Genomic DNA, 24,934 nt, shown 5'->3' on the forward strand with positions numbered 1-24,934 from the left:
TCGCCGGTTCCGTCGCGGAATTCGATTCGAATCCAAGTTGCTCTAGGCTGGCAATACGCTAGTCTCGCTTTTTGGGTCTGCCGCCCGGCAGACTGCCAGAGTGGGGCTGGTGTGAGGATGAATTCGGGCATTGATCTGCTGCGGATCGAGGATCTTGGCATCTCTTTTGCCATGATCGGGGGACCGTTGCATGCCGTCAGACGCGCAAATCTCCGCGTCCTGCCCGGCAAGGTTACCGCGCTTGTGGGCGAGTCCGGTTCCGGAAAATCGGTTCTCAGCCAGGCAGTGATGGGCATTTTGCCGAATACGGCCCACGTTCGCGGCCGTATCCTGTTTTCTGATCCTGAAAAGCCTGGCACGACGCAAGACATCCTGCAGATGCAGCGTGACGGAACCGAAATCCGGGCGTTGAGAGGCAGCCGCATCGGCAAAATCTTTCAGGAGCCAATGACATCGCTCTCGCCGCTGCACACGATCGGCAACCAGGTCAGCGAATCCTTGCAGATTCATACGCCTATGGCTCGGGCGGAGCGCAAGGCGCGGACCGAGGAAATGCTCGGCCTTGTCGGCTTCCCCAATCCCAAGCGCGCCTACGACATGTATCCATTTGAACTTTCGGGAGGATTGCGGCAACGCGCCATGATCGCCATGGCGCTTATCTGCCGGCCTGCTTTGTTGATCGCCGACGAGCCGACGACGGCGTTGGACGTCACCATCCAGGCACAAATCCTGCAATTGCTGCGCGGGCTTCAGACCAAGCTGAACATGGCGATGCTGCTGATCACGCACGACCTCGGCGTGGTCGCCAATGTCGCCGACGAGGTGGTGGTCATGTACCATGGCGAGATCATGGAAATGGGGCCTGTCGAGGCGATATTCCGCCGGCCGGGCCACCCTTACCTGAAGGGCCTAATGGCAGCCGTTCCGCATTTCGACCTGAAGCCCGGTGAAAGGCTAAAGGCGCTCCGCGAGGTGCCGGTGAATGTCGGGAACCTGCTCGGCAAGCAGACTGCCCCGGCATCGAAGGGGCCAGACGACATCCTGCTGTCGGTAAGGGATCTGACTAAGACCTTCACCATCCGCAAGTCAGGATGGTTCAGCGGGGGTCATCAATCCTCTGTTCGCGCCGTGGACGGCGTGAGCTTCGACATCAGGCGGGGTGAGTGTCTGGGTCTGGTCGGCGAAAGCGGCTGTGGCAAAACAACCGTCAGCAAGATCCTCATGCGGGCCATTACCCCCAGCGGCGGTTCTGTGATCTTCAACGGCCGCGATGGACCGACCGACGTCCTGGGCGCAGAGGGAGATGCCCTGCGCATATTGCGCGCGAAAATCCAGATGGTCTTCCAGGACCCGGTTTCGTCGCTTTCACCTCGCATGACGGTGGAGAACATCTTGAGCGAGCCGCTGGAGATCCATGAGCGTGGCAATGCGGCGTCCCGACTCGCCACGGTCAAGAGCCTGATGCAGGCAATCGGGCTCGATCCGCGCTTCATCAAGCGTTATCCGCACAGTTTCTCCGGCGGGCAGCGTCAGCGCATCGGCATCGCGCGCGCATTGGCGCTGGGGCCTGAACTCCTGATCTGCGACGAGCCGGTTTCGGCGCTCGATGTCTCTGTCCAGGCGCAGATCCTGAATCTTCTGAAGGACCTGCAAAAAGAACTGGGCCTGACCTACCTGTTCATATCCCACAATCTGGCGGTGGTGGACTACATGGCAGACCGCATCGCGGTGATGTGCGGCGGGCGTATCGTCGAGCTTGCGCCGCGCGAAATTCTGCTCAGGAAACCAATCCACCCCTACACGCGCTCCCTGGTCGCCGCGGTACCTTTCCCCGATCTCGACCGGCCGATGGATTTCAAGACGCTGAAGCTCGGCGGCGCTTCTGACACCAGCGCATGGGGACCACAATTCCGCGAAGAAGGCGACGAGGATGTCCTGGCGCCGCTCGATCTTGGCGGCGGCCACCTCGTGCTGGCCCGACGTTCGGCCGATGTCAGCGAGTTACGCCATTGATCAGCCGTCGCACCGTCCTTGGCGTGATGGCTTCGGCACTCCTGCCGGGCACGTCGCGCGCTGGCGACCTGGAGCCGGAATTTCTTCGGCCGCAGCTGACGGCCAGGGCGCTGCCAGCACTCACCGAGCGCCTGCCCAAGAGCCCGCGCGCCTTGAATCTCGCCACGATGGGCCGGCAGCCGGGCCAATATGGCGGCACGCTGCGTACGATCATCGGCAGCCAGAAAGATATCCGGATGATGACGATTTACGGATATTCTCGCCTGGTCGGCTACGACGAAAAGCTTAGCTTGCAGGCCGACATTCTCGAAAATTTCGACGTCGCGGATGATCGCATCTTCACGTTCAAGATACGGGAAGGACACAAATGGTCCGACGGCAGCCTGCTGACGCCGGAGGATTTTCGCTATTGTTGGGAAGATGTCTGGCTGAACGATGAGCTTTCGCAAGGCGGGCTCGCCCCGACCCTGATGGCGGACGGCAAGCCGCCACGCTTCGAGATCGTCGATCCGTTGACGGTGCGCTATAGTTGGGATGCGCCCAATCCCGACTTCCTGCCCAAGCTCGCTGCCGCTTCGCCGATATCGCTTGTTCTGCCATCCGCCTATCTCAAGCAGTTCCACAAGAAATATCAGGATCCATTCCGGCTCGCCGGCCTGATGAAGGAGAACCGGACCCAGAAATGGACGCTCCTGCATATCCGTATGTCGCGGCAATATCGCCCGGAGAACCCGGAACTGCCGACGCTCGACCCCTGGCAGAACCGAACCAAGCCGCCGGCCGAGCAATTCATCTTCGAGCGCAACCCCTTCTTTCATCGGACAGACGAGAACGGCCGGCAACTGCCCTATGTTGACCGAATCATCATGAATGTCAGCTCATCGGCGATCATCTCCGCGAAGACCGGGGCGGGCGAGAGCGACCTGCAATGCATGGGAATTGACTTCAGCGATTACTCCTTCCTGAAGGACGCGGAGAAGCGCTATCCGGTGAAGATGCACCTGTGGAAACGCACACAGGGTTCTCGGCTGGCGCTGCTGCCGAATCTGAATTGTGCCGACCAGGTGTGGCGTGGCCTTCTGCGTGACGTGCGCGTGCGCCGCGCACTTTCGCTCGCCGTGGACAGGCGCGAGATCAATATGGCCGTGTTCTACGGATTGGCGCAGGAAAGCGCCGATACGGTTTTGTCCGAGAGCCCGCTCTACCGGCCGGAATTCGCTAAAGCTTGGGTTGCCCATGATCCCGACCAGGCCAACGCGCTGCTCGACGAGGTCGGGCTTCTGGCACGTGACGATGACGGCCTGCGGATACTTCCCGATGGACGCTCTGCCCAGATCATCGTGGAAACCGCCGGCGAAAGCACGCTGGAAACCGACGCGCTCGAACTCATCACCGATCACTGGCGAAAGATCGGCATCGCCCTGTTCATCCGGACTTCGCAGCGCGACATCTTCCGCAGCCGCGCGCTTGGCGGCCAGATCATGATGTCGATGTGGTCGGGCATCGACAATGGCGTGCCGACCGCCGACATGAACCCGAGTCAGTTGGCCCCCACAATCGACGATCAGCTGCAATGGCCGCTCTGGGGTGCTCACTACTTGTCTCATGGCAAGATGGGCGAGGCGCCCGATCTTCCTGCAGTGATCGAGTTAATGGTTTTGCTCAAGCGCTGGAACGCATCGACCGAAGCGACAGAGCGCGCCGAAATCTGGAATTCGATGCTGTCGATCTACACCGATCAGGTGTTTTCGATCGGGACCGTGAACGGAACGCATCAGCCGATTCTGGTGTCCTCACGGCTGCGCAATCTGCCTGACAAGGCGCTCTTCGGCTACGATCCGACCGCCTATTTCGGTGTCTACATGCCGGATACATTCTGGCTTGGAGAGTCCTGAGCGTGCTTCGATATATTGTCTGGCGCATTACTGTGATGGTTCCAACGCTGCTGGTGATATCAGCGCTGGTGTTCACGATCATCGAACTTCCCCCCGGCGACTATTTCGACAGCTATGTCGCCGAGCTTCGGGCACAGGGCGAAGGGGTGGATTCCGATCGCATCGAGATGATGCGCAAGGAATATGGTTTCGACAAGCCGCCGATCATTCGTTACTTCTATTGGGTCGGCGGGATGCTGCACGGCGATTTCGGCTATTCCTTCGAGTATGAGTTGCCGGTTCGCGACGTCGTCGGGGACCGAATGTGGCTGACTGTGCTGGTTTCCTTCGTCACGATCATCTTCACTTGGCTCATCGCCTTTCCGATCGGCATGTACTCCGCGACGCATCAATACAGTTGGGGCGATTACGGCCTGACCTTTTTTGGCCTCCTAGGCCTTGCCATTCCGAACTTCATGCTGGCGCTGATCCTGATGTATTTCGCCAACATCTGGTTCGGCACGTCCATCGGCCATCTCATGGACCCGCAATATCTCAGCGAGCCGATGAGCTGGGCCAAGGCGAAGTCGATACTCTCCCATCTCTGGATCCCGGTCTTGATCATCGGCACCGGCGGCACGGCAAGCATGATCCGGCGGCTGCGCGCCAATCTGCTCGATGAGCTACACAAGCAATATGTGGTGACCGCGCGCGCCAAAGGTCTTCATCCGTTCAGGGCGCTGGTCAAATATCCGCTGCGCATGGCGCTCAATTTCTTTATTTCCGACATCGGCTCCATCCTGCCGGCCATCATCTCCGGCGCCGAAATCACCGCGATCGTGCTGTCTTTGGAAACGACCGGGCCAATGCTGATCAAGGCGCTGCAAAGCCAGGACATGTATCTGGCGGGGTCGTTCCTGATGTTCCTCGCCTTCCTGACGGTTATCGGCGTCCTGATTTCCGACCTGGCGCTGGCGCTGCTGGATCCACGAATTCGTTTGCAGGGCGGCAGCACCAAATGAAAACGGATTCGCCGCTCCCCGCTCCGAGTGCTCCACTAGAACACTATGTTTCCAGCGCGCCCTTTGACCTGCAGTCGGTCGAGGCGATGACGGTGGAGCAGTCGAAGGTCTTTCAGGCGTCGCAGTTGCGGCTGATGTGGTGGAAATTCCGCTTGCACCGGCTCGCCCTTGTATCCGGCATATTCCTGGTAGTGCTTTATTTCGGGATATTAATCTGCGAGTTCCTGGCGCCCTACAACCTGCACACGCGCAACATGGACTACATCTATTCGCCGCCGCAGCAGGTGCACCTGTTCCACAACGGCCAGTTCGTCGGGCCGTTCGTCTATGGCCGCCAGATGACGCTGGACATGGACACGCTCAAGCGGAACTACATCGACAACCAGGACGATGTTCAGCGGCTCCGTTTCTTCTGCAAGGCCGATCGTTACCGGTTCTGGGGCCTGATCGAAGGTGACAGGCATTTTGTCTGCGCTGCCGAAAACGGTCAGCTTTTCCTGGCGGGCACCGACCGGCTGGGGCGCGACGTGCTCTCGCGCATGATCTATGGCGCACGCATTTCACTGACAATCGGCCTCGTCGGCATCAGTTTCAGCTTCCTGCTGGGCATCGTCATCGGCGGACTGGCCGGTTATCACGGCGGTATCTTCGACCTGATCGTTCAACGAATAATCGAAGTTCTGCAATCGATTCCCAGCATTCCGCTATGGTTGGCCCTGGCGGCGATCATGCCGATAACCTGGAGCCCAATCCTGATCTATTTCGGCATCACCGTCATCCTCGGAGTGCTCGACTGGACCGGACTGGCGCGGGCCGTGCGTTCAAAGCTTCTGGCCTTGCGCGAGGAAGATTACGTTCTCGCCGCGCAGTTGATGGGCGCCGGAAGCAGCCGCATCATTAGGCGGCATCTCATTCCCGGCTTCATGTCGCATCTGATCGCGACGGCGACGCTCTCGATTCCTGGCATGATCCTGGGCGAGACGGCGCTGAGCTTCCTCGGGCTCGGCCTGAGGGCGCCGATAACCAGCTGGGGAATCCTGCTCACCGAGGCGCGCAGCGTCAGCGTGATCGCGTTCTATCCATGGCTTCTCCTGCCGATGCTCCCCGTCATTCTCGTCATCATGGCGTTTAACTTCCTCGGTGACGGCTTGCGGGACGCCGCAGATCCCTACAAGTGAGGTCGTTATTTTGCCGCGCGCCGTGCCGCCTATTCCACCCGGTATGATCCTTGCCGGCTGCCTGTACGGTTGTTGCAGTGTTCATCGTCCGCCTCTATATGTTCCGACACGTGATCGAGTTTGGCACTACGCCTTCGGGATACACCCGTGAACAGTTCGTGTCGGAGGCATTGCCGATCTTGAGCTGGTTCAGGACACACAAAGCATATGAGTCGCCTTGAGAATTTCATCAGCAGGATGACCGCACAGCGCGACATTCTCGACCAAGTCTGCGTCGAGGTGGCGAAGATGGAGGGGCTTGTGCTCGAGCTCGGCCTCGGCAACGGACGGACGTTCCACCATCTGCGCGAGCGCCTGCCCGGGCGCCGGATCGTGGTGTTCGACCGCGAAGTCGGTGCACATGCCAGCTCAATTCCCGAAGCCGAAAACCTCGTGCTCGGCGAAATACGCGAGACGGCCCGCAAGTTCATTGGCATCGAAGCCGCCCTTGTTCATGCCGACATCGGCACCGGCTATGACGATCGCGATGCAGTGACTGCTACCTGGCTTCCCGATCTGATTGCGAGCCTGCTTCGCGTCGGCGGCTTCGCGGTCAGTGGCACGCCGCTCGATCACCCGCTGCTGCAACGCCTCCCGGCGCCGACTTCAGAGCCCGCCGATCGTTATTTCCTCTGCAAGCGCGTGTGAGCGGCCGAGAGCCCTCATCTTTTCACGCAAACGATGCTCTACCGCAATTCCAAGGGAAAGTGCTAGGCGCTTTTCCCGAAAACCGTTTACACTTCCTTGGAATTGCTCTGGACGGCCCAATTGCTCAGGGGATTGTATACACCGCTATCTCCCGCTCGATGCCGCGCAGCGAGACTTCGTGAAGCACGGGCGTCAGAGCGTTCCTGCGCAACAGATCGGCGGTGAGATTGTCGTCGACCACTGCACGGGTGGCGAAGATAGCCTGTGCGTTGGCCAGGTTCTGGACCCGTGAAGCAATGTTGACCGTCTGGCCGAAATAGTCCTGTCGCTCGTTCATGGACACGGCGATGCAGGGGCCGGCATGGACACCGATCTTGAGCAGCAGATCCTCGCGCCCGCTTCTGTCATTGAGCGCACGCATGGCATCACGCATCCTGAGGGCCGCAGCCATCGCGCGATCAGGCGTCGCGAATGTCGCCATCACCGCATCACCGATGGTCTTCACCACCGCGCCTGCCTCCGCCGCGACGATCTCGTGCAGAACCTGGAAATGCACGTGCACGAGATCGAAGGCTGAAAGGTCGCCCACCCGCTCGTAAAGCGCGGTCGATCCGCGCAGGTCGGTGAACAGGAAGGTGAGGCTGGTGATCTTCAGGCGCTGGTTGATGTCGAGCGTATCCGTACGATAGAGGTCGCGGAACGTCTGGTTGGTGAGCAGGCGCTTGGCGGTCAGAAAAGGCCGGCGTTTGCCCAGGAGATTATGCAATGCCTCGCCGGCGATGAAGACTGCCGGCAGCACGCGGGTGTCGGTCCTGTTTTCCAGCGAAATACGCAGCGGACCGGGTAGCATTTCCAGTGTCTGGTTCTGGACATGGTCGCGGTCGAAAGCCAAAGACAGGCTTCGCCGCTCTTTTGTTGGTTTGCCCTTCGCGTCGATGAACTGCGCTGAATGGGTGACCGGCTCGAAGACGATGATGAATTCGGGCGGAAGCTGTATAAGCAGGACGGCCTTTTCACCCGGCGCCAGCTCGATATCCTCCAGCGAGAACGCTCCTATGTTTTTCGCCAGATCCTCTTCCGGCAGATCGACGCCGGATCCCCAGTAAATCTGGCGAAAATATTCCACCAACGGCAGTTCGTGTGGATTGTGGGCGGCAATCCTGCGCACGCGAGGGCTGACGGTGAATGTCACCTCGACCATCTCATCAAGGGTCGGCGAATAGCCTTCGGAGCATAGCGCGCAGGTGTATTCGTCCTTCTGCAGGGTTTTCAGCGTAGCGTTGGTGTCGAGCACGCCGCCACAGCCGGGGCACAGAACATTCCATGAAATGTCGAAGATGCCCACCCGCGCCGCATGGAGGAAGGCGCTTATGGCGCGTTCCTCGTCGAGGCCATGCTTGCTGGCGAAAGCCGGCACATTGATGCGGCAAAGTTCATAATCCTTGCCTTCCGCGATGGTCCGCCGGATCGCGTCGATTGCCTGGAGATCGACATCGGTTGATTGCCGCAAAAGCGAGAACAGATCCTGAATTTCGGTCATCGTGCAGGCTCCGGAAAATGCGCCCCCTAGGTGGTTCACCGGAACCGGTCTTTGTTCCGAGCGCTCCATCTTACTTCGAAACGGATCGTACGGCCATTCGAATGGCAAAGCCCGCGCGACGGTTCAATTTCCGTCGGGATTTTCACCGATCGCAAGCGGCACTATGGTGAGTCCATGGGGTATTCATCTTTGGGACTTTCTCCCGCGCCGACACCCGGCAACCCGCCATTTCCCGCGGCCCTGCGGCTTTTCTCGGCGGGGGTCATCATCGTCCTGATCGTCGGCGCCGGCCTGTTTTTCGCGCCTGCGCTGGTCAAGCCGCGCTGGCCCTGGGCCGTCACGCCGTTCAATGCCCGCTTCCTCGGCGGCTTCTACACCGCCGAAATGGTCGTGATGGCGGCGCTGCTGGTCTGGAACCGCTGGTCGCCAGGCAGGCTCGTGCTTGTCATGGCCTTCATCTTCACCGTCATCGTGTCGGCGGCTTCGTTCTTCAGTCTCGGCTATTTCAACTTCGAGCGCAAAGCGCCCTGGCTCTGGTTCTTGGTCTATCTTGCTTCGGTCGCGGTATCCGGATCGTTCCTTTGGCGGGCCAGGGGCCGTCCTTCCGCAAAGGGCGTGACCTTAAACTCTGCATGGCGCGGCTACATGTCGATGGAAATGGTGATCCTCGGGCTCTATGGCGTCGGTCTGTTGCTGTTTCCCCTGACATTCGGCGGCTTCTGGCCGTGGCCGATCGACGCCTTCCACGCTCAGGTCTACAGCGCCATCTTCCTCGCCGGAGCGGGCGGCACATATCTCGTCAGGAAAAGCGCGCCGCGCGAAGAGCTGCTGGTGCTCGGTCTGGCGCAGTTTCTGGTCGGCTTGTTTGCCATCCTTGGCCTTGTCATCACCGAGGCCGCAGTGCACCGGATCGACTGGACGGCGACGGGAACATTGTGCTGGCTCGCCCTTTTCGGCTGGATCGGAATCAGCGGCATCTTCAAACTCTACGCCGTCTCCTGGTACTTCAGCGCGCAATCGGCATCATAGGATGATGAGATGGCTGGATTTTCAGATGATGTCCGGTGCATCGTGCCGGGCCCATTGCCTTTGCCGGGAAAGCCATGACCAGCACGACCTCGCCATTCCCAAAGAAAATCCAGCCGCAACTCCGGGCCATTCGGCCAAGCGATGCGGAGGCGCTTTGCGCCATCTTCAACATGCCGGGCTTCCGCTGGGGCACGCTCAGGATGCCATTCGAGATGGTGGAGCAGGTAGAACGGCGTATCGCCAAGTCCGGCCAGGAAACCACCTGGATCGTTGCCGAGCTGGACGGCAAGGTCGTCGGCCATGGCAGCCTGGTCGTGCAGGGTTCGCCGCGCCGTTCGCACATCGGTGAGATCAATATCGGCCTTGACGATGGCTTTGTCGGCAAGGGTATCGGCTCTGCCATACTTGGCGCGCTGCTTGACGTGGCCGACAACTGGCGCGCCCTGAAGCGAGTCGAATTGACCGTCTATGCCGACAATGAACCGGCCATCCGCCTCTACACAAGCCACGGCTTCGAGGTCGAAGGCCGGCATGTGAAGGCCGGCTTTACCGAAGGGCGGTATCACGACCTTCTGAGCATGGCCCGGCTGCGGTTCTGATGACCACGGACTTTGATCCGACCCTTAAGGCTCCGGTGGATGTTCTGGCAGTGCTATCACTGCTCTGCCCGGAAGTCGTGCGTGACATCGAGCAGAACTGGAATGCACCGGTTTCCGAATACGCCCGCCATCTGTGGCGGCCGGTGGCAAGGCCTGCATCGAGTCCGGCGATCGCTGCCCGTTCGATCCTGCTTGATATACTGCATCAGCGCCTTGATTTGATCATGCAGCCTGAAGAGGTCGGCAAGGCCCTTGAAGAATTCGACCACAGACCGGTGATTCAGTCCGGCCTCCACTGCCTGCTTCTGATGGACCGGATCACCTTCGATGCCCTCCTGTTTGCCTGGCTCGGCGCGGTCGAAAACGGGCTGTCGGCCTTCGTCGGCTTCATGGGAACGACGATGACCATGGAGACAATTGGCCGGGAGGGGCCGGGATGGCTCGATGTCGGCGACGACAAGGTCAACTTGTTTGGCATGGGGCGCCACAAACTATGCCGCAAAAGCGCCTGCGCGGCCGGCCCGGTCACCCTCAACAAGCGGGCGCTCGAAGCGGTGGGCGACGAAACGGATGCCAGCCGCTGGCTGGGCACACTGCTCGCCAGCCAGGACAAGGTGTTTGGAACCGCCGCCGATGCACTGACAGAACTCAACGAGGATCTGGTCGCCGATTGGGATCGTTCCGGCATGGCTCGGCCGGTGTTCATCGATGACCGGCTCGCGGCTTCCGTCGTGGCGCGGCATCTGGACCATGACAGCAGCCTTCTTTCCAAGCTGCTCCTTGAGCCCGCAAGGCGTCAGCGTCTCGAACGTACCCTGCAAGAGACCGAATCGAGCCCATTTGGCAGATTCCTGCCCAATGCCACGGCCTATTTCTGGGGCATTCGCGAGGAGCGCGTGCGCAAGCTCGTCCTCGAGAACGGGCACCTGATCGAGCCTGAAAGGCCGAATGGTCTTTCCATCCCGTTCGAGCGGGCGCATCTCAAGCAGGCGCTGCTGGACGGCGTGCTGCTGCCGAACTTGTTCCTGACGTTCCTCGTTCTTGCCATATTGCCGCGCGTGCGGGTCGTGGGCGGCCTGAGGCAGATCGGTTATGTAGCGCTTTTCCATTCGATCCTGCTGGCCGCGCTGGATGAAACCGCGCCGGAAGAGCGCGGTCTGGCTGCCGAGTTGCAGGTTCGGGAAAATGCCTGGGGCACCCGGGTCATCGATGAAAAAATGTCGGTCCGCGAACAGGTTGCCGGCCTGCCGGCAGGGAGGCTGTTTCCTGACCTGCTCGGGCACTACCGTTCGCACACCTTTGCCGAGACGACCGACGACCTGAAACTGGTTCGTGAAAACGCCCGATGGCGCAAGATAGGCCGAGCCTTTGGCGTCTGATCCGGGCCGCATGCCCTCATTTGTCATTGCACTATTCCGGCCTTGCGGAGCCCGTCGACCGTGAGTTCGATATCGGCAGGGTTCTTGTAAGGCAAGACTTTGCGACGGTATTCCAGCGAATAGTCAGGATTGACGCGAGCAGTTCCTGCCATGCCGCCACGCGTGGGGAAAACGGCCCAGATGGCCGTAACTGTCGTTGCGAGCCAGCCCCAAGTCGCCCAATGAGGGTCACTAGTTGGGTCAAATCTTTGCGTTGATCATTTGCGGCTTGAGATGCAGTGCGCTCCAGGATCGTCAACCGGAAATCAGGCTGGGAGCCGCCACATTCGTACACGACCTGCACCACGCAATTCCGTTTCCTCAAGTGGGTCGCAAGCAAATTTTGGCCCAAGCAGTTGGCGCGTTGCATCGGAGATACGGATTTCACCGGGCTCCGCGGACGTTTGAATACGTGAGGCGAGATTAACGGTCTCGCCCCACAGGTCATAGGCGAACCGCCTTTTGCCTATGACGCCAGCGACGATCGGTCCCGAGTGAATTCCAATTCTCAGCCTTATCGGTTCTCCTGCGAAGAGTTCGCGCTTGACCGCCTTGCGCAGTTCAACTGCATAGTGCGTGAGGGCTCGTGCATGATCGGATCGCGCGGTGGGCAGGCCAGCGACCACCATGACACAATCGCCGATAGTCTTGATCTTTTCGCAGCCGTGTCGTTCCGAGAGCCTATCCGCCGCCTTGAAGAAGTAATTCAAGATAGCGAGCGTAGTCACCGCTCCGACGCTGCGCGCTCTTTCGGTAAAACCGACGATGTCGGCAAAAAGCACACTCACCTCCGCGTGGTTGTCGGCAATTTTCTTTTGCGCTTTCAACCGCTCCGCGATCGACGCCGGAAGAATGTTGAGGAGCAGGGATTCCGCGCGCTGGTATTCACGCGACAATCCCTCCTGACTCTTCCTCAACGCCTCATTGGCCGAATGTAACTTCTCGTTGAGTTGGCGCTCCCTCTCTTGCAGAAGAGTCATTTCATAAGCCTTCTGTTGAAGCCGCTGCTTGTTGTCGCGTTCGGCAGTGGCATCAAGAAAGAGCAGCCACACGCAGTCATCATCAGCAAAAAGATGAAGGTCCGCGACACGCCCGCTGGGCAGTTCGACCATAGGCATATGAAATGGAAGCTCCGGGCAAGGCAGCAAACCTTCCATGAATTCAAGCTGGTCGGCTACAGGCTTACCGATGCGAAGGCATGAGAGCCCGTAATGTTCAACGTTACCGCCCTTCGCCGCTGTCCGCAGCTGGGCGTCAATTTTCACATACGCAATAGCACGCTCGTTGTAGAAGAAATCGTAAATCCAGCTTCCGACCTCTCTTGGCAATCTTTGCATGGTCTATTTGGTGACCATCGAAGCGAGTTTAAGAAACGCATCATCGACATGCTCACCCGAGAGCGCACTTGTCAGATAGACTTGCCATCCGCGTTGCCTCAGTTCGTCAATTTCTCTATCTGGTATTACCCACCGATCGGCCAGATCTGATTTGTTGAAAAGCAGTACGAACGGCATAGCACCGAATTCAGCCTCGACCCGCTCGCGCAGCGTGAGTGCAGCGGTAAGGGTAGCGGCGCGGGTTCCATCGACGACAAGCACGAGGCCTGTCGCACCTCGCACATGGCTGACGCGGAATGAGCCGATATCATCTTCGCCGGCCAAATCCCATAAAATCAGATCCACTGTTTTGTCCGGGAGTGCGACACTCTTTTTGTCGATTTTCACTCCCACCGTGGTCAAGTAGGTCTCTGAAAAGATGCTTTTCACAAACCTGCGAACCAGGCTCGTCTTTCCAACAGAGAACCCGCCCAACATACAGATCTTTTTTTGCAACATCTTGGGCTCCCACCTAGTCCAAGTTTACCGTAACGGAAACCCGGCGATTGGTGGAGCTACCAGCCTGACTATTTTCAGGCACCGCCGGTTCAAAGGTGCCCGCGCCCCGAACCAGCAGCAGTTCCGGGGCGACGCCGCGCTTGTTGAGAAGCGCACGAACTGTCTCGGCACGGGCGGCGCTGATCGACGCGTTGGCCGTCTCACGGCCCGTGGTGTCCGAATGGCCGGTCAACATGAACCGCGCAGTTACGCCTGACTTGCGGGCATTTTGGGCGAATTCCTTTATTTGATCCGCCAATCTGTCGAGAACCGGCGTCTGCTCTGGTCCCGGCACAACTTTGCCGGAAGAGAAGAAAATGTCGGTCGTCTGGATAGACTCTCTCAAATGATTGAGCTCTGCAAGGTCCAGCTCACGCAGTTGCGAGACATCCAGAACCACTCCGTCCGCCGAAAGTTGTTCAGCGGCGGCCTGCGCCCGGTCGATCCAGGCGGCAGGAGCCTCGCCCACGACAACGATGCGACCCTGGATGATCGAAAGTCGGACCGATTTCGGCGGCGTCAGCGACGCCGTCAGCCGCTTCACCACAAACTTCGGATCAAGGCTCTGGTAGAATTGCCACTGTGAATGAACGCGGGCAGGATCGACCTCCGTTCCGGACAGCAGAGCTTGCGGGTCGGCGGCAAGCGGGTCTCGCAGGCCGGAAATATAGAAATGTCCACCCCTGGTCGATTGTTGGGCGACGACAATTCCCGGTTGGGCCTCAAGTCGCGACACATAATACTGCCAGTGCTCCGCCGCGCGTGCTTCGGGGCTCACATCACGAACCTTGGAAATGTCGAATTCCGGTCCACCTGCCGAAAGCTGTCGGGCCGCTGCGCGCGCCCGATCTATCCAGGTGTCGGGAGCCTCGCCCTCGGCAATGATGCGATTATTGACGATCGAAAGTCGTACTGTATCCGGTGGATACAGCGACGCCGTCAGCCGTTTCAACACGAACTCCGGCTCAAGGCTCTGATAAAATTGCCATTGTGAATGAACCCGGGCGGGATCGACCTGCGTTCCAGACAACAGCGACTGCGGGTCGTCGGCAAGCGGGTCTCTCAGGCCGGCAATATAGAATCGGCCATCGCGTATTTTTTGTTGTGCAACGATGATGCCCGGCTGGGCCTCCAGTCGCGACACGTAGGCCTGCCAGCGCTTCGCCTCGAGTACTTCGGGGCTTACGTCACGAACCTTGGAGATGTCGAATTCCGGTCCGCCTGCCGAAAGCTGTCGGGCCGCTGCACGCGCCCGATCTATCCAGGTGTCGGGAGCCTCACCCTCGGCAACGATGCGCTCATTGTCGATTGATAGTCGTACTGAATCCGGCGGAGCCAGCGACGCCTTCAGCCGCTTCAGCACGAACTCCGGTTGAAGGCTCTGATAGAATTGCCACTGCGAATGAACCCGGGCGGGATCGACCTGCGTTCCAGACAACAGCGACTGTGGGTCGGCGGCAAGCGGGTCTCTTAGGCCGGCAATATAGAATTGGCCGTCGCGCGCCTGTTGTTCGGCAACGATGATGCCCGGCTGGGCCTCCAGTCGCGACACGTAGGCCTGCCAGCGCGACACATAAGCCTGCCAGCGCTGCCCGGATTGCCAGGAAAGAAAGAACCAACCGCCTGCCAGAATCAAAAACAGCAGGGCCACGGCGGCCACCAGCCACGGAAATCCCTCGTTTGATTCCTCCTGCTTCTGCTCCACGCAGGTCCGCAATTGCGCCTCTACCCCGGCCAACTGCGAACTGTCGCCGTCAAACTCTACTAAAGCCTGTGAGCATTCCTCATGGATGCGAAGCAATACATCGCGAACTATTTCATGCAATTCCTCTGGCGGATTTCCCCGGATCACCGAAACCAGGGTCGCAAACGGTCCAACTTCCGACCAGAGACGAAGGTCGCCAAAACGGATAGTGTCCAGGCCGCTCTGCTCTCTCTCGTTGAATGAATCTTTCACAAAATCTTGAATTGCACTAAGCATCGACGAAATCAGCTGGGGATCTTCGCTCGTCGCATTGTCGGCAGCTACATGCGCTATCAAAAGCCCGGAATTACGATTAATGAGAAAGGCATGCTCTACACGATAGATAAGAGAATGCTTTAGGACAACTTCCGAGAAGCTCGCACCTGTCCTCCAAGCTTCAAATCTCCACTTGAGCCCATGCCAGGTAAATATATGTCTTAAAGTTTCATTCAGTGACTGAAATGTCTGGTCGATCTTTTCCCCGATCGACTTGCGGATTGCCGGCAGAAACACCGGGTATAATATATCCGTCAGCGTGCGCGGGCTCTTCTGGATTGACCGTTGCACAGCCCGTTCGACAGCTGGCGCAAGCGCCTCGCCGAGCTGCGCATGAGTCGCTCGCGCGACCGCAGTGGGAAGAACATCGCCCACCGCTGCCGCAAGCTGCTCGGGTTCGTCCAGCAGATGCGTAACTCGTGAAAGCTCCGAAATTTCGCGGCTGACCAGCAACTGGCGCAGCGTTTCCATGCGAGGATCGGCGGTTGGAACTCCGTCGAAACGCGCACGATAGTCCGGATCAACGTTCCGGGCAATTTCGACCAAAAGACGAGCCAGAGCCTCGCGATCAATTTCTGTATCGTTCGAGGCTGTTCTTTGTGGAAGACTGATTGGGTCGACGGTTGACGTCAAGGTCCCATCAACTCACTTTCCAGCTACGATCCGAGTTGCCCTTGCTGCCGACGGGATCCTGATTCAGACATTTCGCAACCTCTACAAACAGGCCAGCCAAAAGATTTCGGTCGGTCTTAACGTTGCTGAGATCGGCAAACATTTTCTCTATCAGCATCTGAACGCCTTCATTCTTCTGCTTAATTTCCTCACGCAACAAATGATCGTTTCGATTTATCCGGTCCGAAACGTCCCGCTCAAGCGCGCTCAATTGATCCGACAACGCACGCACCTGCTTTTCAAGTGCCTGGTTTTGCTCGCGAAGATTCCGGTCAATCTCCTTGTCGGCATCGGCTCGTGAGTCTTTTTCGTTCCGCAATTGCGCCGCGAGCGAATCGATCTGCTTCTTTGCATTTGACTCGTACATCTCAAGATTGCGCTTGGCTTCGGATTCGACATCCTTGAAGCGCTGCAACACCCGTTCTTCAAGCTTGGAAAAACGGCGGTCATAGTCCTGCATCTGGTTGCCGAACAGCAGATCGCGTATCTTGTCGACACCTACGGCGTCGCCGGCGCCCCCGTTTTCGCGAACCTGGGCCGCCATGAAGTTCAGCCCGCTTCCGTCTGCATTACCGATCAAATTTGCGTCCGCCTTGTTTGCGGAGGAAACGGCACTCGAAGTACTCGAAGATTCCTTGGCCATCCTTATACCCCTCTATTTGAACCACCTGCCACAGTGCAGAGACCCATAAACAGGTGAAGATGCCAGCAAAATCCGCGACCTGCAAGCCGGAATCTTCTTGGCGAAAGCCAATTTGCGTGCTCTTTTTACACGTCTTGGACCGGCCGAAAAAGCACCAGTACCGCTAGGTGTTGCTCTCGCCCCTCTCTGTGATAGCAACCATAGCCGTTTAATCTAATTGGTTATCGAGCGAAATCTACTATGAAGCCGAGTGATACAATGGCATTATGTATATCTATTTAGACAGACGTAAGTAATGAGTTTTCATTAGAAATTGCTAAAATAGCTGTTCCAGTGAGCAGCATATTGGCTCTCGCTCCGCTATATACTGCCACCATCAGCTTCCGGCGCGATCTCAACAGTAGAAGGAGAATCTTCTTCTTACACGAGGAATCGCCGATCAAGAATGCAGCCCGGAATCGAGGTGTTTCGGTCGATAGGAGAGAGCAATAGGTCCCAATAGCTGGCAGTCATTCAACCAAAGCTTCAGTGGGCTTGCATTGCTGCGTCGTCGATTGCAAAGGACGGCAGTTTGCCATAGCCAGGTGCCAGGGACCGCAGCTTGTGGTCATGGTGCCGATTTCAGGGATCGACATGAGTATGCGGCATGCTTGGTTTTGACGTGCATCTGCGACAGCCGGCGTCCGATCTCGGCGGCACGGATGAAATGCTGCGCCAGGCTTCTAATGTCGCTAGCACGACAGGAGCAAGCTCGCACTGCAGCCAAATGGCGGCGCGACGGCTCGGAAGAGTTTACGGGAGACTGTTTGGACGCAGCATCCTCGGTGACCGTTTCCTTTGGCGGGAAACCGCCGGCTATGTCTCGGGGCTCTTGTACCTTCGAACCAGGCTTGGGTAAGACGGCATGGCGCATAATCCATTGGTTTCAATCGTGGTTCCTGCGCACAACGCAGAGGTGACGCTGGCGCGCGCACTCAATTGCCTTCTCGATCAGGAAATCGTGGATTGGGAGGCGATCATCGTCGACGACGCCTCCACGGACCGCACCCCCGCGATCATTGCCAGTTATGTGGAACAAGATTCCCGATTTCGGACGTTGAATTCTTGCGCCCGTGGCCCCGCCGGCGCGCGCAATAGCGGGATTTCGACGGCGCGCGGCCACTGGCTCATGTTTCTGGATGCGCACGATTGGGTAGACGCCAGCTTCCTCGCGAAAATGCTAGCCGCACTGGAGGCTGCGCCCGATTCAGTGGCCGCCTATTGCGGCTCCCAATGCGTGATGCCCGATGGCGAACTTATCTGGTTGAGCATCTCGTCAGAGGTTGCGATCCAGCCCTTTGAAACATTTGCCCGCCGGTGTGCCATCGCCACCCACGCGCTGCTGCTCGACCGGGAGACAATCGTCGAGTTGGGCGGTTTCGATGTGTCGCTGCGCACATGCGAGGACTGGGATCTGTGGCAGCGCCTCGCCCGTCTCGGCAGAAATTGGGTAATGGTCGACGAGCCGCTCGCCTTCTACCGGGCTAGCCCCAACTCGCTCACCCGCAATTCATCTCAGATGCTGGCCGACGCGGAAATCGTCATCGCCCGTGGCTTCTCTGCCGACTCCAGAGTCAAACACCCGGTGACTATCCACGCCAACGGAGCGAACTCGGCGGATGGCCGCACCGCTTCCGAAGCACTCGCGTGGTTCGCATTTTGGAACGCCGCGTCGGATTGCGGCGGCGGCTCGGGCTCGATCAACCCGCAGTCCCTGCGCGCGCTTCCGGCCGGACGCAAGTGGGCGAGTGAGATCGCCAAGGTAGCCATCAACGGCCTTGCGGTGGGAAGCCTGTCTGTGCCGGCGCAACTGGCTGCCAGGTGGGGAAGGTTCGGCCGCGCCATCACCGAGTTGATTACCGAACTCGGCAAGGTCTGGGACAATCCCGCAGCGGCTCGCCGCATCCAGTATCAGCTTGAGCAAATGCTTCTCGACGCCGACGATCTTGGCGCGCCGCGCAGGCTGGCGCGAACACTTGGAATCCGCGTCGACGCTCGAAATCCGACCTCGACCGAACTGCCGGAAGGAATCGACCAAATCTATGCCTACCTGATGATGGATGGCCACATCGAGGCCGTCGTACAATTCGGCGTGCTCGGGACAGTGACAAGGGATCATTGGATTGAACTGATCCGGAATTTCGCACCGCAAAAGGAGGCTGGCGCCAACACTCCGAACACGCTTCCAGCCCGGGCATTGTCAGGCACAGCCGAACGCGAGCCTGATCCGGACAGCCATTTCGGCAAACTCGCGAGATTGGCTGCGCAAGCGCGGGAGTTGGTCCGGTCGAGCGCCGAACCTGCGGAGCCTTCTGCCGCGCCGCGCCGTGCACGGCCCAGGCACGACGAGAATCGCACGTTGTTCTGGAATGGCTATTTCACGACCGAGGATCCCTGGAACTACAGTTCGTCCTATGAGCAGGAAAAATATGAGCGGCAACTCGAGATTCTGCCTGCGGGTCCCATCGGACGGGCACTTGAGCTCGCCTGCGCGGAGGGCCACTTCACGCGGCAGCTGGCGCCGCGAGTGGGCCATCTGACCGCAACCGACATCTCCGCCATAGCCGTGGGACGGGCCCGCGCGCGATGCAGCGATCAGCCGAACGTCGAATTCGGCGTACTGGATTTCTCCGCAGACACGCTGCCGGGTGAAATGGATCTGATCTTCTGTTCGGAAGTGCTCTACTATCTGGATGATCTCGCCGAGTTGCGGCGCATTGCCAAAAAATTCGCAGAGGCGTTGGCGCCTGGCGGCAGTTTCATCAGCGCCCACGCATTCGTGCTGCGTGACAATGTTGAAAGGACGGGGTTCGACTGGAACACATTCGGGGCACAAGCGATCTCAGAGGCGCTCGCAGCGACCGAAGGTCTCGTCCTCGAGCAGTCGATCCAGACCAAGCTCTATCGCATAGACCGCTTCCGCCGCCTGTCACCGCACGATGTAGTGACGGAACCGAGGATTGATCATGCGCCGATCCGCGCGCCCATCGGACTCGGGGTCGCCCGAAATATCGTCTGGGGCGGGGCGCGGGCCTTGCGCCGCGACGTCGCGCGCAGCGAGCGGCGGCCACGTATCCCTGTCCTCATGTACCACAGCGTCGCCGAAGAAGGTCCGGCTGCCCTCGCCCGTTTTCGGCTAACGCCCGCCGCATTCGCCAGCCAGATGGCATGGCTGCGCGCCAATGGCTTTCACGCGACCACGTCCGAGCAACTGGAACGGTCCATCGCCAACCGTCAGCCTTTCGCTGGCCGCCCAGTGCTCATCACCTTCGATGACGGTTTCCAGAATTTTGCCGACCAAGCCTGGCCAACCTTGCGCGCGAACGACCTGACCGCGGAAGTGTTCCTGGTGACTGACCTGGTGGGTGAAAGCGCGCAGTGGGATGCCGAAAACGGTCCGCCGACGCAGCTTATGGATGCCGGGACGGTGCGGCGGCTCGCCGCCGAAGGTGCGTTCTTCGGAAGCCATCTCGCGACGCATCGCGCGATCGATGGTCTGTCGAGCTCTGACTTGGCCGCCGAACTGCTGCGCTCTCGTATGTTCATCGAACGTTGGACCGGTCGGCCAACCTCGGCGTTCGCGGCACCCTTCTCTGTCACCGACCGACGGCTCGGCAGACTGGCCAAGGAGTCCGGCTATCGGATCGGCTTCGGCAGCAGACACGGGCCGGCGGACCTTAATTGCGATCCCATCGATCTTCCACGCATCGAGATTCGCGGGGATCGCTCGCTCGACGACTTTGTCGCCACCGTCGAGGCCATGCTCGATTAAACGGTGAACTTTGTCACGGTCATCGGTCCCGCTCACGTGCGCAAGATCGACGAAACGCTCCGCACTCGCCAGACTGCTGCGATCGCCCGATGTCACCCCGAGATCGGAATGACCTGCCCCGGCGGCTGAGTAAACACTGCCAAAATACCCGGCGCATCAGCATCTTCAAGCGCGGCATGCGTGGCACCTATCAGCCTTGCGCAAAAAAGCATCTGCACCGCGACCTCTCCGAATATGACTTCCGCCATAATTCACGCGTAGCCCCTGGCATGAACGACGATGCACGGGCCGGTCGCAGCCTCGATGGTATCGTCGGCAAGCGCCTCGCCTCGGGTTACTTCACACGGAAGCGAGCGACGGCGCTTAAGCCGAACCATAATAGGGCCTTTCGTAGGGTTCGGAGCTACCACCTGTGCAGGCTAACTGTATTCGATAGCCGCTTTTCCCGTGCAGATGGATTTCAGATTACGAGCAAATAAGTAAACGTCTCCGAAGTAATTCGGATACATTTCCACAAGCTTTTCTTTCTTATCTACCTCGACCAAGACAGCCTTCACCTCACTGCCCCTTAGCTCGATTTTTTGCTCGATCTCTTTCAGTTTTCGCGCACCTAATATAAGCGCCCAGAACGGCTCGATGGACAATTTATGATCTTTTCCATATTGAAGCAAATAGTATCGAGTTTTGGCTGCTTTATGTACGAAGTTTTCTGGGCAGTGAGTAGTATTATTGATTTTTTCTAGTATGCCGATCGCATCTATACGCTTGTTGAGATCCTGCAATTCTCGAACCCGGTCATTGTGATCCGGAACACTTACATGAACGGGGCACTGCTCAACGTGCGCGAATTCCGCCGACATAAGCTGGAAAAGGCGAAGCCAATCCTGGTCGCCCTCTCCGTGCTTCAAATCCTGGCCCCGGAATAGCCCGACAGCCTCAACCGCAGTTGCCCATGAGTGCTGAAGCTTGGTACGAACTTGCAACTCGATGCGTCGTCCGTCGAAAGCCTCGGTGTCGGCATCTCTGGGTCGGTATTTGAAAACAATATGGTGACTTCGATACCCGTCCGGCTTCGGCTCATCGATATAGTTAAACTCCCTAGAGTGGATCTCATGGGGGAACTTGTCTCGCATCGATGCGAGAAGCGAGCGAACACCTTTGATATCGGCCATGATCGCTCGGCAACCGCCGATGTCGTTCATGGTGTCCAAATTGGTGGTGGACTCTCGAAGCTTCCGACGAATGGATGCCATGCGCTTCGGCCGGGATGCCATGTCGCCCTCCAGTCGCAGGGCTCTTATGTGATGACCGACAGAGAACCGAACGCTGCGCATCGGCAGAAAGTGCGAGTCGCGCCAGCTATTGGCGATTGAGAAGATTTCGAGTGCGTCCACATACTGGCCGACAGTGATGTCTCGTCCGAACTGAATAGGTTTTGCCAGCCGGTCGCCTGCCTTGCGAACGGCTTTCATGCTGTAGGCAAGGCGCGGGTACTCAGTCATTGGAGCCAAGAAATCAAGATAGCCCGCCTCATTCTGGACTGGCCGGACTATCGCAGGGGAATCAGATCCCAAGAGTCATATCCGTTTGGGTAAGCGAAGTACCATAGCGCGCGACATCGGATCTCCGCGAGCGATCGTCTCGGCCGTATCTGCCTAGATCGCGCCCCTGGACATGACGCGGACGTAGATGCCGTCACGGTCAGCCAGCTTATAGTTCTTTTCAGTGCTTTAAGGGCGACGCCGACAACATAGCAATTGCCTCCTGAAAGATACCTCAGGACAATTGAAGGCTTCATGGCAGGAAATTGCCTTTTCTCCATCGCATTGGGCATTAAAAAGCACCACCGTGAGCCTTATTGCTCTGATGGTGGTACCTAGAAATCCGGGTGGGCGATATGCGAAGGTTCATCAAAGCCAATCGACGTTTGAGTGGGCCTGAATCATTCCCACTCGATTGTTCATGTCGGCGACGATCAGCGTCGGTGGCGGCAGTTCATCGAGGATTGGTCTTCGAACGATCTCCTCGCCATCGGCGGGGNGACGGCCGAGCGCACCGTTTCGTAAGAGCGCGTGCGAAAGCGCACCTCCGGCCGTTTCGCCAGCTCCTCGATCGGCTCTCGAACGCGTGAGGACGATGCTGGGAAATCTTCCTGAATGATCCGTGCGGAACATTGGAAACCTTCGGACGGGTTCGTTCTGGAGCCCAATGCCCTAGAGGCAGCAACAGAGACCGAAGCCAACCTAGCGCTCACTGCCGGACCGGGAGCCGGCAAGACGGAGATGCTCGCAAGGCGCCGACTTTCTCCTGCGGACGCGAAGCTGCAGATACCCAAAGCGTATCCTTGCGATCTCCTTCAAAGTCGATGCCAGCACGAACCTCAAGGCGCGCGTAAGGCGCCGGTGCGGCCACCAGCTTGGGGAACGCTTCGACAGCTTCACATTCCATCGCTTCGTGCTCCGCATAATCCAGCTGTTCCGCCTCGCGCTCACCGGGCAGGACGTACTGGCTGCGGACTTCTCCGTCGGGCCGGCTCGCATCCAGGGCCAGTCGATTACATTCAGGGACATGATCCCTCTTGCGAAGACGATCGTCGAGGGCAGCGTGATCGCGCGGAACGCGCTGAGGAAACATACAGCCAGGTATTCTTGGACGAGTTCCAGGACTGCACCGATCTCCAGTACGGCCTCATTAAGGCCTGTTTCCTTGGAACCGGCGCGCAACTCGTAGGGGATGTCATGGAAAGACAGTCTATCGCTATCGTGCAAAGGGAATGCCTGAAATCCGCCTCCCAGGTCAGCCCGGCGATCCGGAATTCGAGGCTGCCTACGAAAAGGCGACGCAAGGCCAGGGCCTCAAGGCAGCTATTATCGACCTACCCGGTCGGGCGTTGCCAAAGACATTCGGTCATGCTGCGCGGCGGCTTGAAGCGACGATGGAATGGCTGGACTTTGACGAAGCGACGCAGCGGAAGAATGCCCGTCTTATTGAACGCTTCCTTCGGATGCAGGTCGATCCTGCCTGTCCGCTAACTTGGCGCGATACGCCCGTCGAACATCTCGACGCCGACCATCTGCGTTCGATTATAGAAAGCGTCTTTGCCGCCAACAGGACGGTTGCCAAGCACCTGCTGGTCGCAATCAAGAAGCTCTTGTGGGTGGGGATCGAAATTGAGAAATGGATCAAACCGCAGAACGAATCCTCACTGTCGATCCACGTCCGGATTCCTAATCGACCGCCAATCCCGCGTGGCGGGTCCCCATTCGGGAAAAGTTCGAGGCGCGCCATCCGATTGGCTCCCCGCCCCGCACCTGCTACGCGCTCGCGTTCTGGCTCGGCAACCGTCGAGGCGATATCGCCTCGTTGGAATGGGACGATTTGGTTTTCGAGGAGATCGAACTGTTCGACGGGTCTCTAGAGGTGATCGAGGCCTTCGATTTCCGGCAGAAGAAAAACCGCAACCATCACGGCGGGCGCGAGATGTTTATTGGCGCCGCTTGATCGTTCGAAAGGCGGCACGGTGCTGAAGAATGCCTATGGGCACCCATTCGCGGAAAAGAGTCTCACCGGCATGATGGCACATTGGCACAAGCAGGCCGGCATTCCGGAGGGCTACACTCTGCACGGGCTACGCCGTACCTTCGGCACGTATCTCGCCGAATGCAACATCCAAGCGCGCGCTATCATGGAGGCGATGGGGCATTCTTCCATGACGGTGACGGACGAATATGTCCGAGAGGCCAACAAGAAGCGAATGGCTGTCGACATAGCCCGCGCCATCAATGAGCGCGAGGCCAAACGCGATGCGATGAAGCAGCGAGCGGCCCTGCGCGTCGTCAAGTAAGTGAAATCAACCGACCATGCGCAGCGTGGCCATATCAGCGGCCCTTTTTTTGGGGCCCACAATGGGTCCAAAACGTTTTGGACCGAGGCATATTTTTATCAATGAAATCAATGGTTATGGTGGTGCAGGCAGTCATTGGCGAACCAGTCTCTGTCTGATTTTCCCTATTAGAGCCCGAAAAACAGCGAATTTCTGGCGATTTTGAGCGGCCGAGCCAATTCCGGCCTGAAATCTCACAGTAGTTTCAACGCGTTGTCCAGGAATTCCCTATTCGCCCTAACAGGGAAATGAAAGTAGTCCAACAGGGAAACGCCACGTGCGTCAGGCGCGGGAAATGCGCATCGCTTGCTTGACTTTGAGCGGCCTAGCGACTGGGTTGTCTCACCCACCGAATCCGTCCCCAAGCCAAAAATGCCGCACACCTTCACCCGCCAAGAATTGTATGACCTCGTTTGGTCGACCCCTATTGTCACGCTCGCTGAGCGGTTCGACATATCGGACGAGGGCTGGCGAAGACTTGTGCTCGCTATCAGATACCCGTTCCCGGCCGCGGCTATTGATCGAATGGGCCAAACAGCGGCTGGCTCACATCGAAGCGCAGAACCAACTTGATGTGCTGACTTCGAACCTGCGCGAGCAAAATCTCTTTCCCGACCCAGACGATTTGGATGATCCTGAGGGTGATCCGCCACCGCCAAAGACCCTGTGGG

The 24,934-nt window shown here is 58.6% G+C and carries 18 protein-coding genes and 1 pseudogene; 13 read left to right on the forward strand and 6 right to left on the reverse strand.

Annotated features, from left to right (window positions below):
* The first annotated feature begins 117 nt into the window (after positions 1-117).
* From X735_RS160120 to X735_RS160100, 5 genes are all read left to right on the forward strand, one after another.
* The gene (locus X735_RS160120) at positions 118-2,013 is read left to right on the forward strand and encodes an ABC transporter ATP-binding protein (RefSeq protein WP_023809553.1); all 1,896 of its coding nucleotides are present in this window, start codon (positions 118-120) and stop codon (positions 2,011-2,013) included.
* On the forward strand, positions 2,010-3,908 hold the full coding sequence (locus tag X735_RS160115; protein ID WP_023809554.1) for an ABC transporter substrate-binding protein: 1,899 nt from the start codon (positions 2,010-2,012) through the stop codon (positions 3,906-3,908). Before X735_RS160120 ends, X735_RS160115 begins: the two co-directional genes overlap by 4 nt.
* 2 nt (positions 3,909-3,910) lie before the next feature.
* Positions 3,911-4,909, forward strand: coding sequence for an ABC transporter permease (locus X735_RS160110; RefSeq protein WP_023809555.1), 999 nt, complete (start codon positions 3,911-3,913; stop codon positions 4,907-4,909).
* Entirely contained in the window at positions 4,906-6,087 is a 1,182-nt protein-coding gene (locus X735_RS160105) for an ABC transporter permease (RefSeq protein ID WP_031212616.1), read from the forward strand. Before X735_RS160110 ends, X735_RS160105 begins: the two co-directional genes overlap by 4 nt.
* A 207-nt stretch (positions 6,088-6,294) precedes the next feature.
* Positions 6,295-6,774, forward strand: a complete 480-nt coding sequence (locus X735_RS160100; protein WP_023809557.1) for a class I SAM-dependent methyltransferase — start codon at positions 6,295-6,297, stop codon at positions 6,772-6,774.
* A gap of 124 nt (positions 6,775-6,898) precedes the next feature.
* Here X735_RS160100 and X735_RS160095 read toward each other — a convergent pair whose 3' ends face one another.
* On the reverse strand, positions 6,899-8,314 hold the full coding sequence (locus X735_RS160095) for an adenylate/guanylate cyclase domain-containing protein (protein WP_023809558.1): 1,416 nt from the start codon (positions 8,312-8,314) through the stop codon (positions 6,899-6,901).
* A gap of 189 nt (positions 8,315-8,503) precedes the next feature.
* Here X735_RS160095 and X735_RS160090 point away from each other — a divergent pair, with 189 nt between their 5' ends.
* From X735_RS160090 to X735_RS160080, 3 genes are all read left to right on the forward strand, one after another.
* Complete coding sequence (locus tag X735_RS160090; protein WP_023809559.1) at positions 8,504-9,343, forward strand: hypothetical protein; 840 nt, start codon at positions 8,504-8,506, stop codon at positions 9,341-9,343.
* Between the two features lie 74 nt (positions 9,344-9,417).
* A complete protein-coding gene (locus X735_RS160085) occupies positions 9,418-9,942 on the forward strand; it encodes a GNAT family N-acetyltransferase (RefSeq protein ID WP_023809560.1) in 525 nt (174 codons plus the stop codon).
* Positions 9,942-11,321, forward strand: coding sequence for a hypothetical protein (locus tag X735_RS160080; RefSeq protein ID WP_031212620.1), 1,380 nt, complete (start codon positions 9,942-9,944; stop codon positions 11,319-11,321). The genes X735_RS160085 and X735_RS160080 overlap by 1 nt, the downstream gene beginning before the upstream one ends.
* Before the next feature lie 305 nt (positions 11,322-11,626).
* Here the strand turns inward: X735_RS160080 and X735_RS160075 are convergent, their stop codons facing one another.
* From X735_RS160075 to X735_RS160060, 4 genes are read right to left on the reverse strand one after another with little or no spacing between them, the layout of a single operon-like run.
* Positions 11,627-12,697 (reverse strand): adenylate/guanylate cyclase domain-containing protein, encoded by a 1,071-nt coding sequence (locus X735_RS160075; protein WP_023809563.1) that lies wholly within the window; start codon positions 12,695-12,697, stop codon positions 11,627-11,629.
* A 3-nt stretch (positions 12,698-12,700) separates the two neighbouring features.
* Positions 12,701-13,195 carry a Rab family GTPase gene (locus X735_RS160070; protein WP_023809564.1) on the reverse strand — a complete coding sequence of 165 codons (495 nt, stop codon included), beginning with the start codon at positions 13,193-13,195 and terminating at the stop codon, positions 12,701-12,703.
* Positions 13,196-13,208: 13 nt separating this feature from the next.
* A complete protein-coding gene (locus X735_RS160065) occupies positions 13,209-15,887 on the reverse strand; it encodes an OmpA family protein (RefSeq protein ID WP_023809565.1) in 2,679 nt (892 codons plus the stop codon).
* Positions 15,888-15,894: 7 nt separating this feature from the next.
* Positions 15,895-16,569 carry a hypothetical protein gene (locus tag X735_RS160060; protein ID WP_031212622.1) on the reverse strand — a complete coding sequence of 225 codons (675 nt, stop codon included), beginning with the start codon at positions 16,567-16,569 and terminating at the stop codon, positions 15,895-15,897.
* 904 nt (positions 16,570-17,473) lie between these two features.
* Between X735_RS160060 and X735_RS160055 the strand changes: the two genes are divergently transcribed.
* Together X735_RS160055 and X735_RS1000000169645 are read left to right on the forward strand one after the other, a co-directional pair.
* A complete protein-coding gene (locus tag X735_RS160055; RefSeq protein WP_023809568.1) occupies positions 17,474-20,380 on the forward strand; it encodes a glycosyltransferase in 2,907 nt (968 codons plus the stop codon).
* A 158-nt stretch (positions 20,381-20,538) separates the two neighbouring features.
* Positions 20,539-20,706: pseudogene (locus X735_RS1000000169645) on the forward strand (IS1595 family transposase); the annotation flags it as partial.
* Between the two features lie 93 nt (positions 20,707-20,799).
* Here X735_RS1000000169645 and X735_RS160050 read toward each other — a convergent pair.
* Positions 20,800-21,954, reverse strand: coding sequence for a RelA/SpoT domain-containing protein (locus X735_RS160050; RefSeq protein WP_245273101.1), 1,155 nt, complete (start codon positions 21,952-21,954; stop codon positions 20,800-20,802).
* A 775-nt stretch (positions 21,955-22,729) separates the two neighbouring features.
* Between X735_RS160050 and X735_RS1000000170375 the strand changes: the two genes are divergently transcribed.
* From X735_RS1000000170375 to X735_RS1000000169655, 3 genes are all read left to right on the forward strand, one after another.
* Positions 22,730-23,110 (forward strand): hypothetical protein, encoded by a 381-nt coding sequence (locus tag X735_RS1000000170375; RefSeq protein WP_348625576.1) that lies wholly within the window; start codon positions 22,730-22,732, stop codon positions 23,108-23,110.
* 43 nt (positions 23,111-23,153) lie between these two features.
* Positions 23,154-23,798 (forward strand): hypothetical protein, encoded by a 645-nt coding sequence (locus X735_RS1000000169650; protein WP_245273103.1) that lies wholly within the window; start codon positions 23,154-23,156, stop codon positions 23,796-23,798.
* A 69-nt stretch (positions 23,799-23,867) separates the two neighbouring features.
* Positions 23,868-24,224 carry a tyrosine-type recombinase/integrase gene (locus tag X735_RS1000000169655; protein WP_023809574.1) on the forward strand — a complete coding sequence of 119 codons (357 nt, stop codon included), beginning with the start codon at positions 23,868-23,870 and terminating at the stop codon, positions 24,222-24,224.
* The last annotated feature ends 710 nt before the right edge of the window (positions 24,225-24,934 follow it).

The organism is Mesorhizobium sp. L2C084A000 (assembly GCF_000502875.1).
GTDB lineage: Bacteria > Pseudomonadota > Alphaproteobacteria > Rhizobiales > Rhizobiaceae > Mesorhizobium.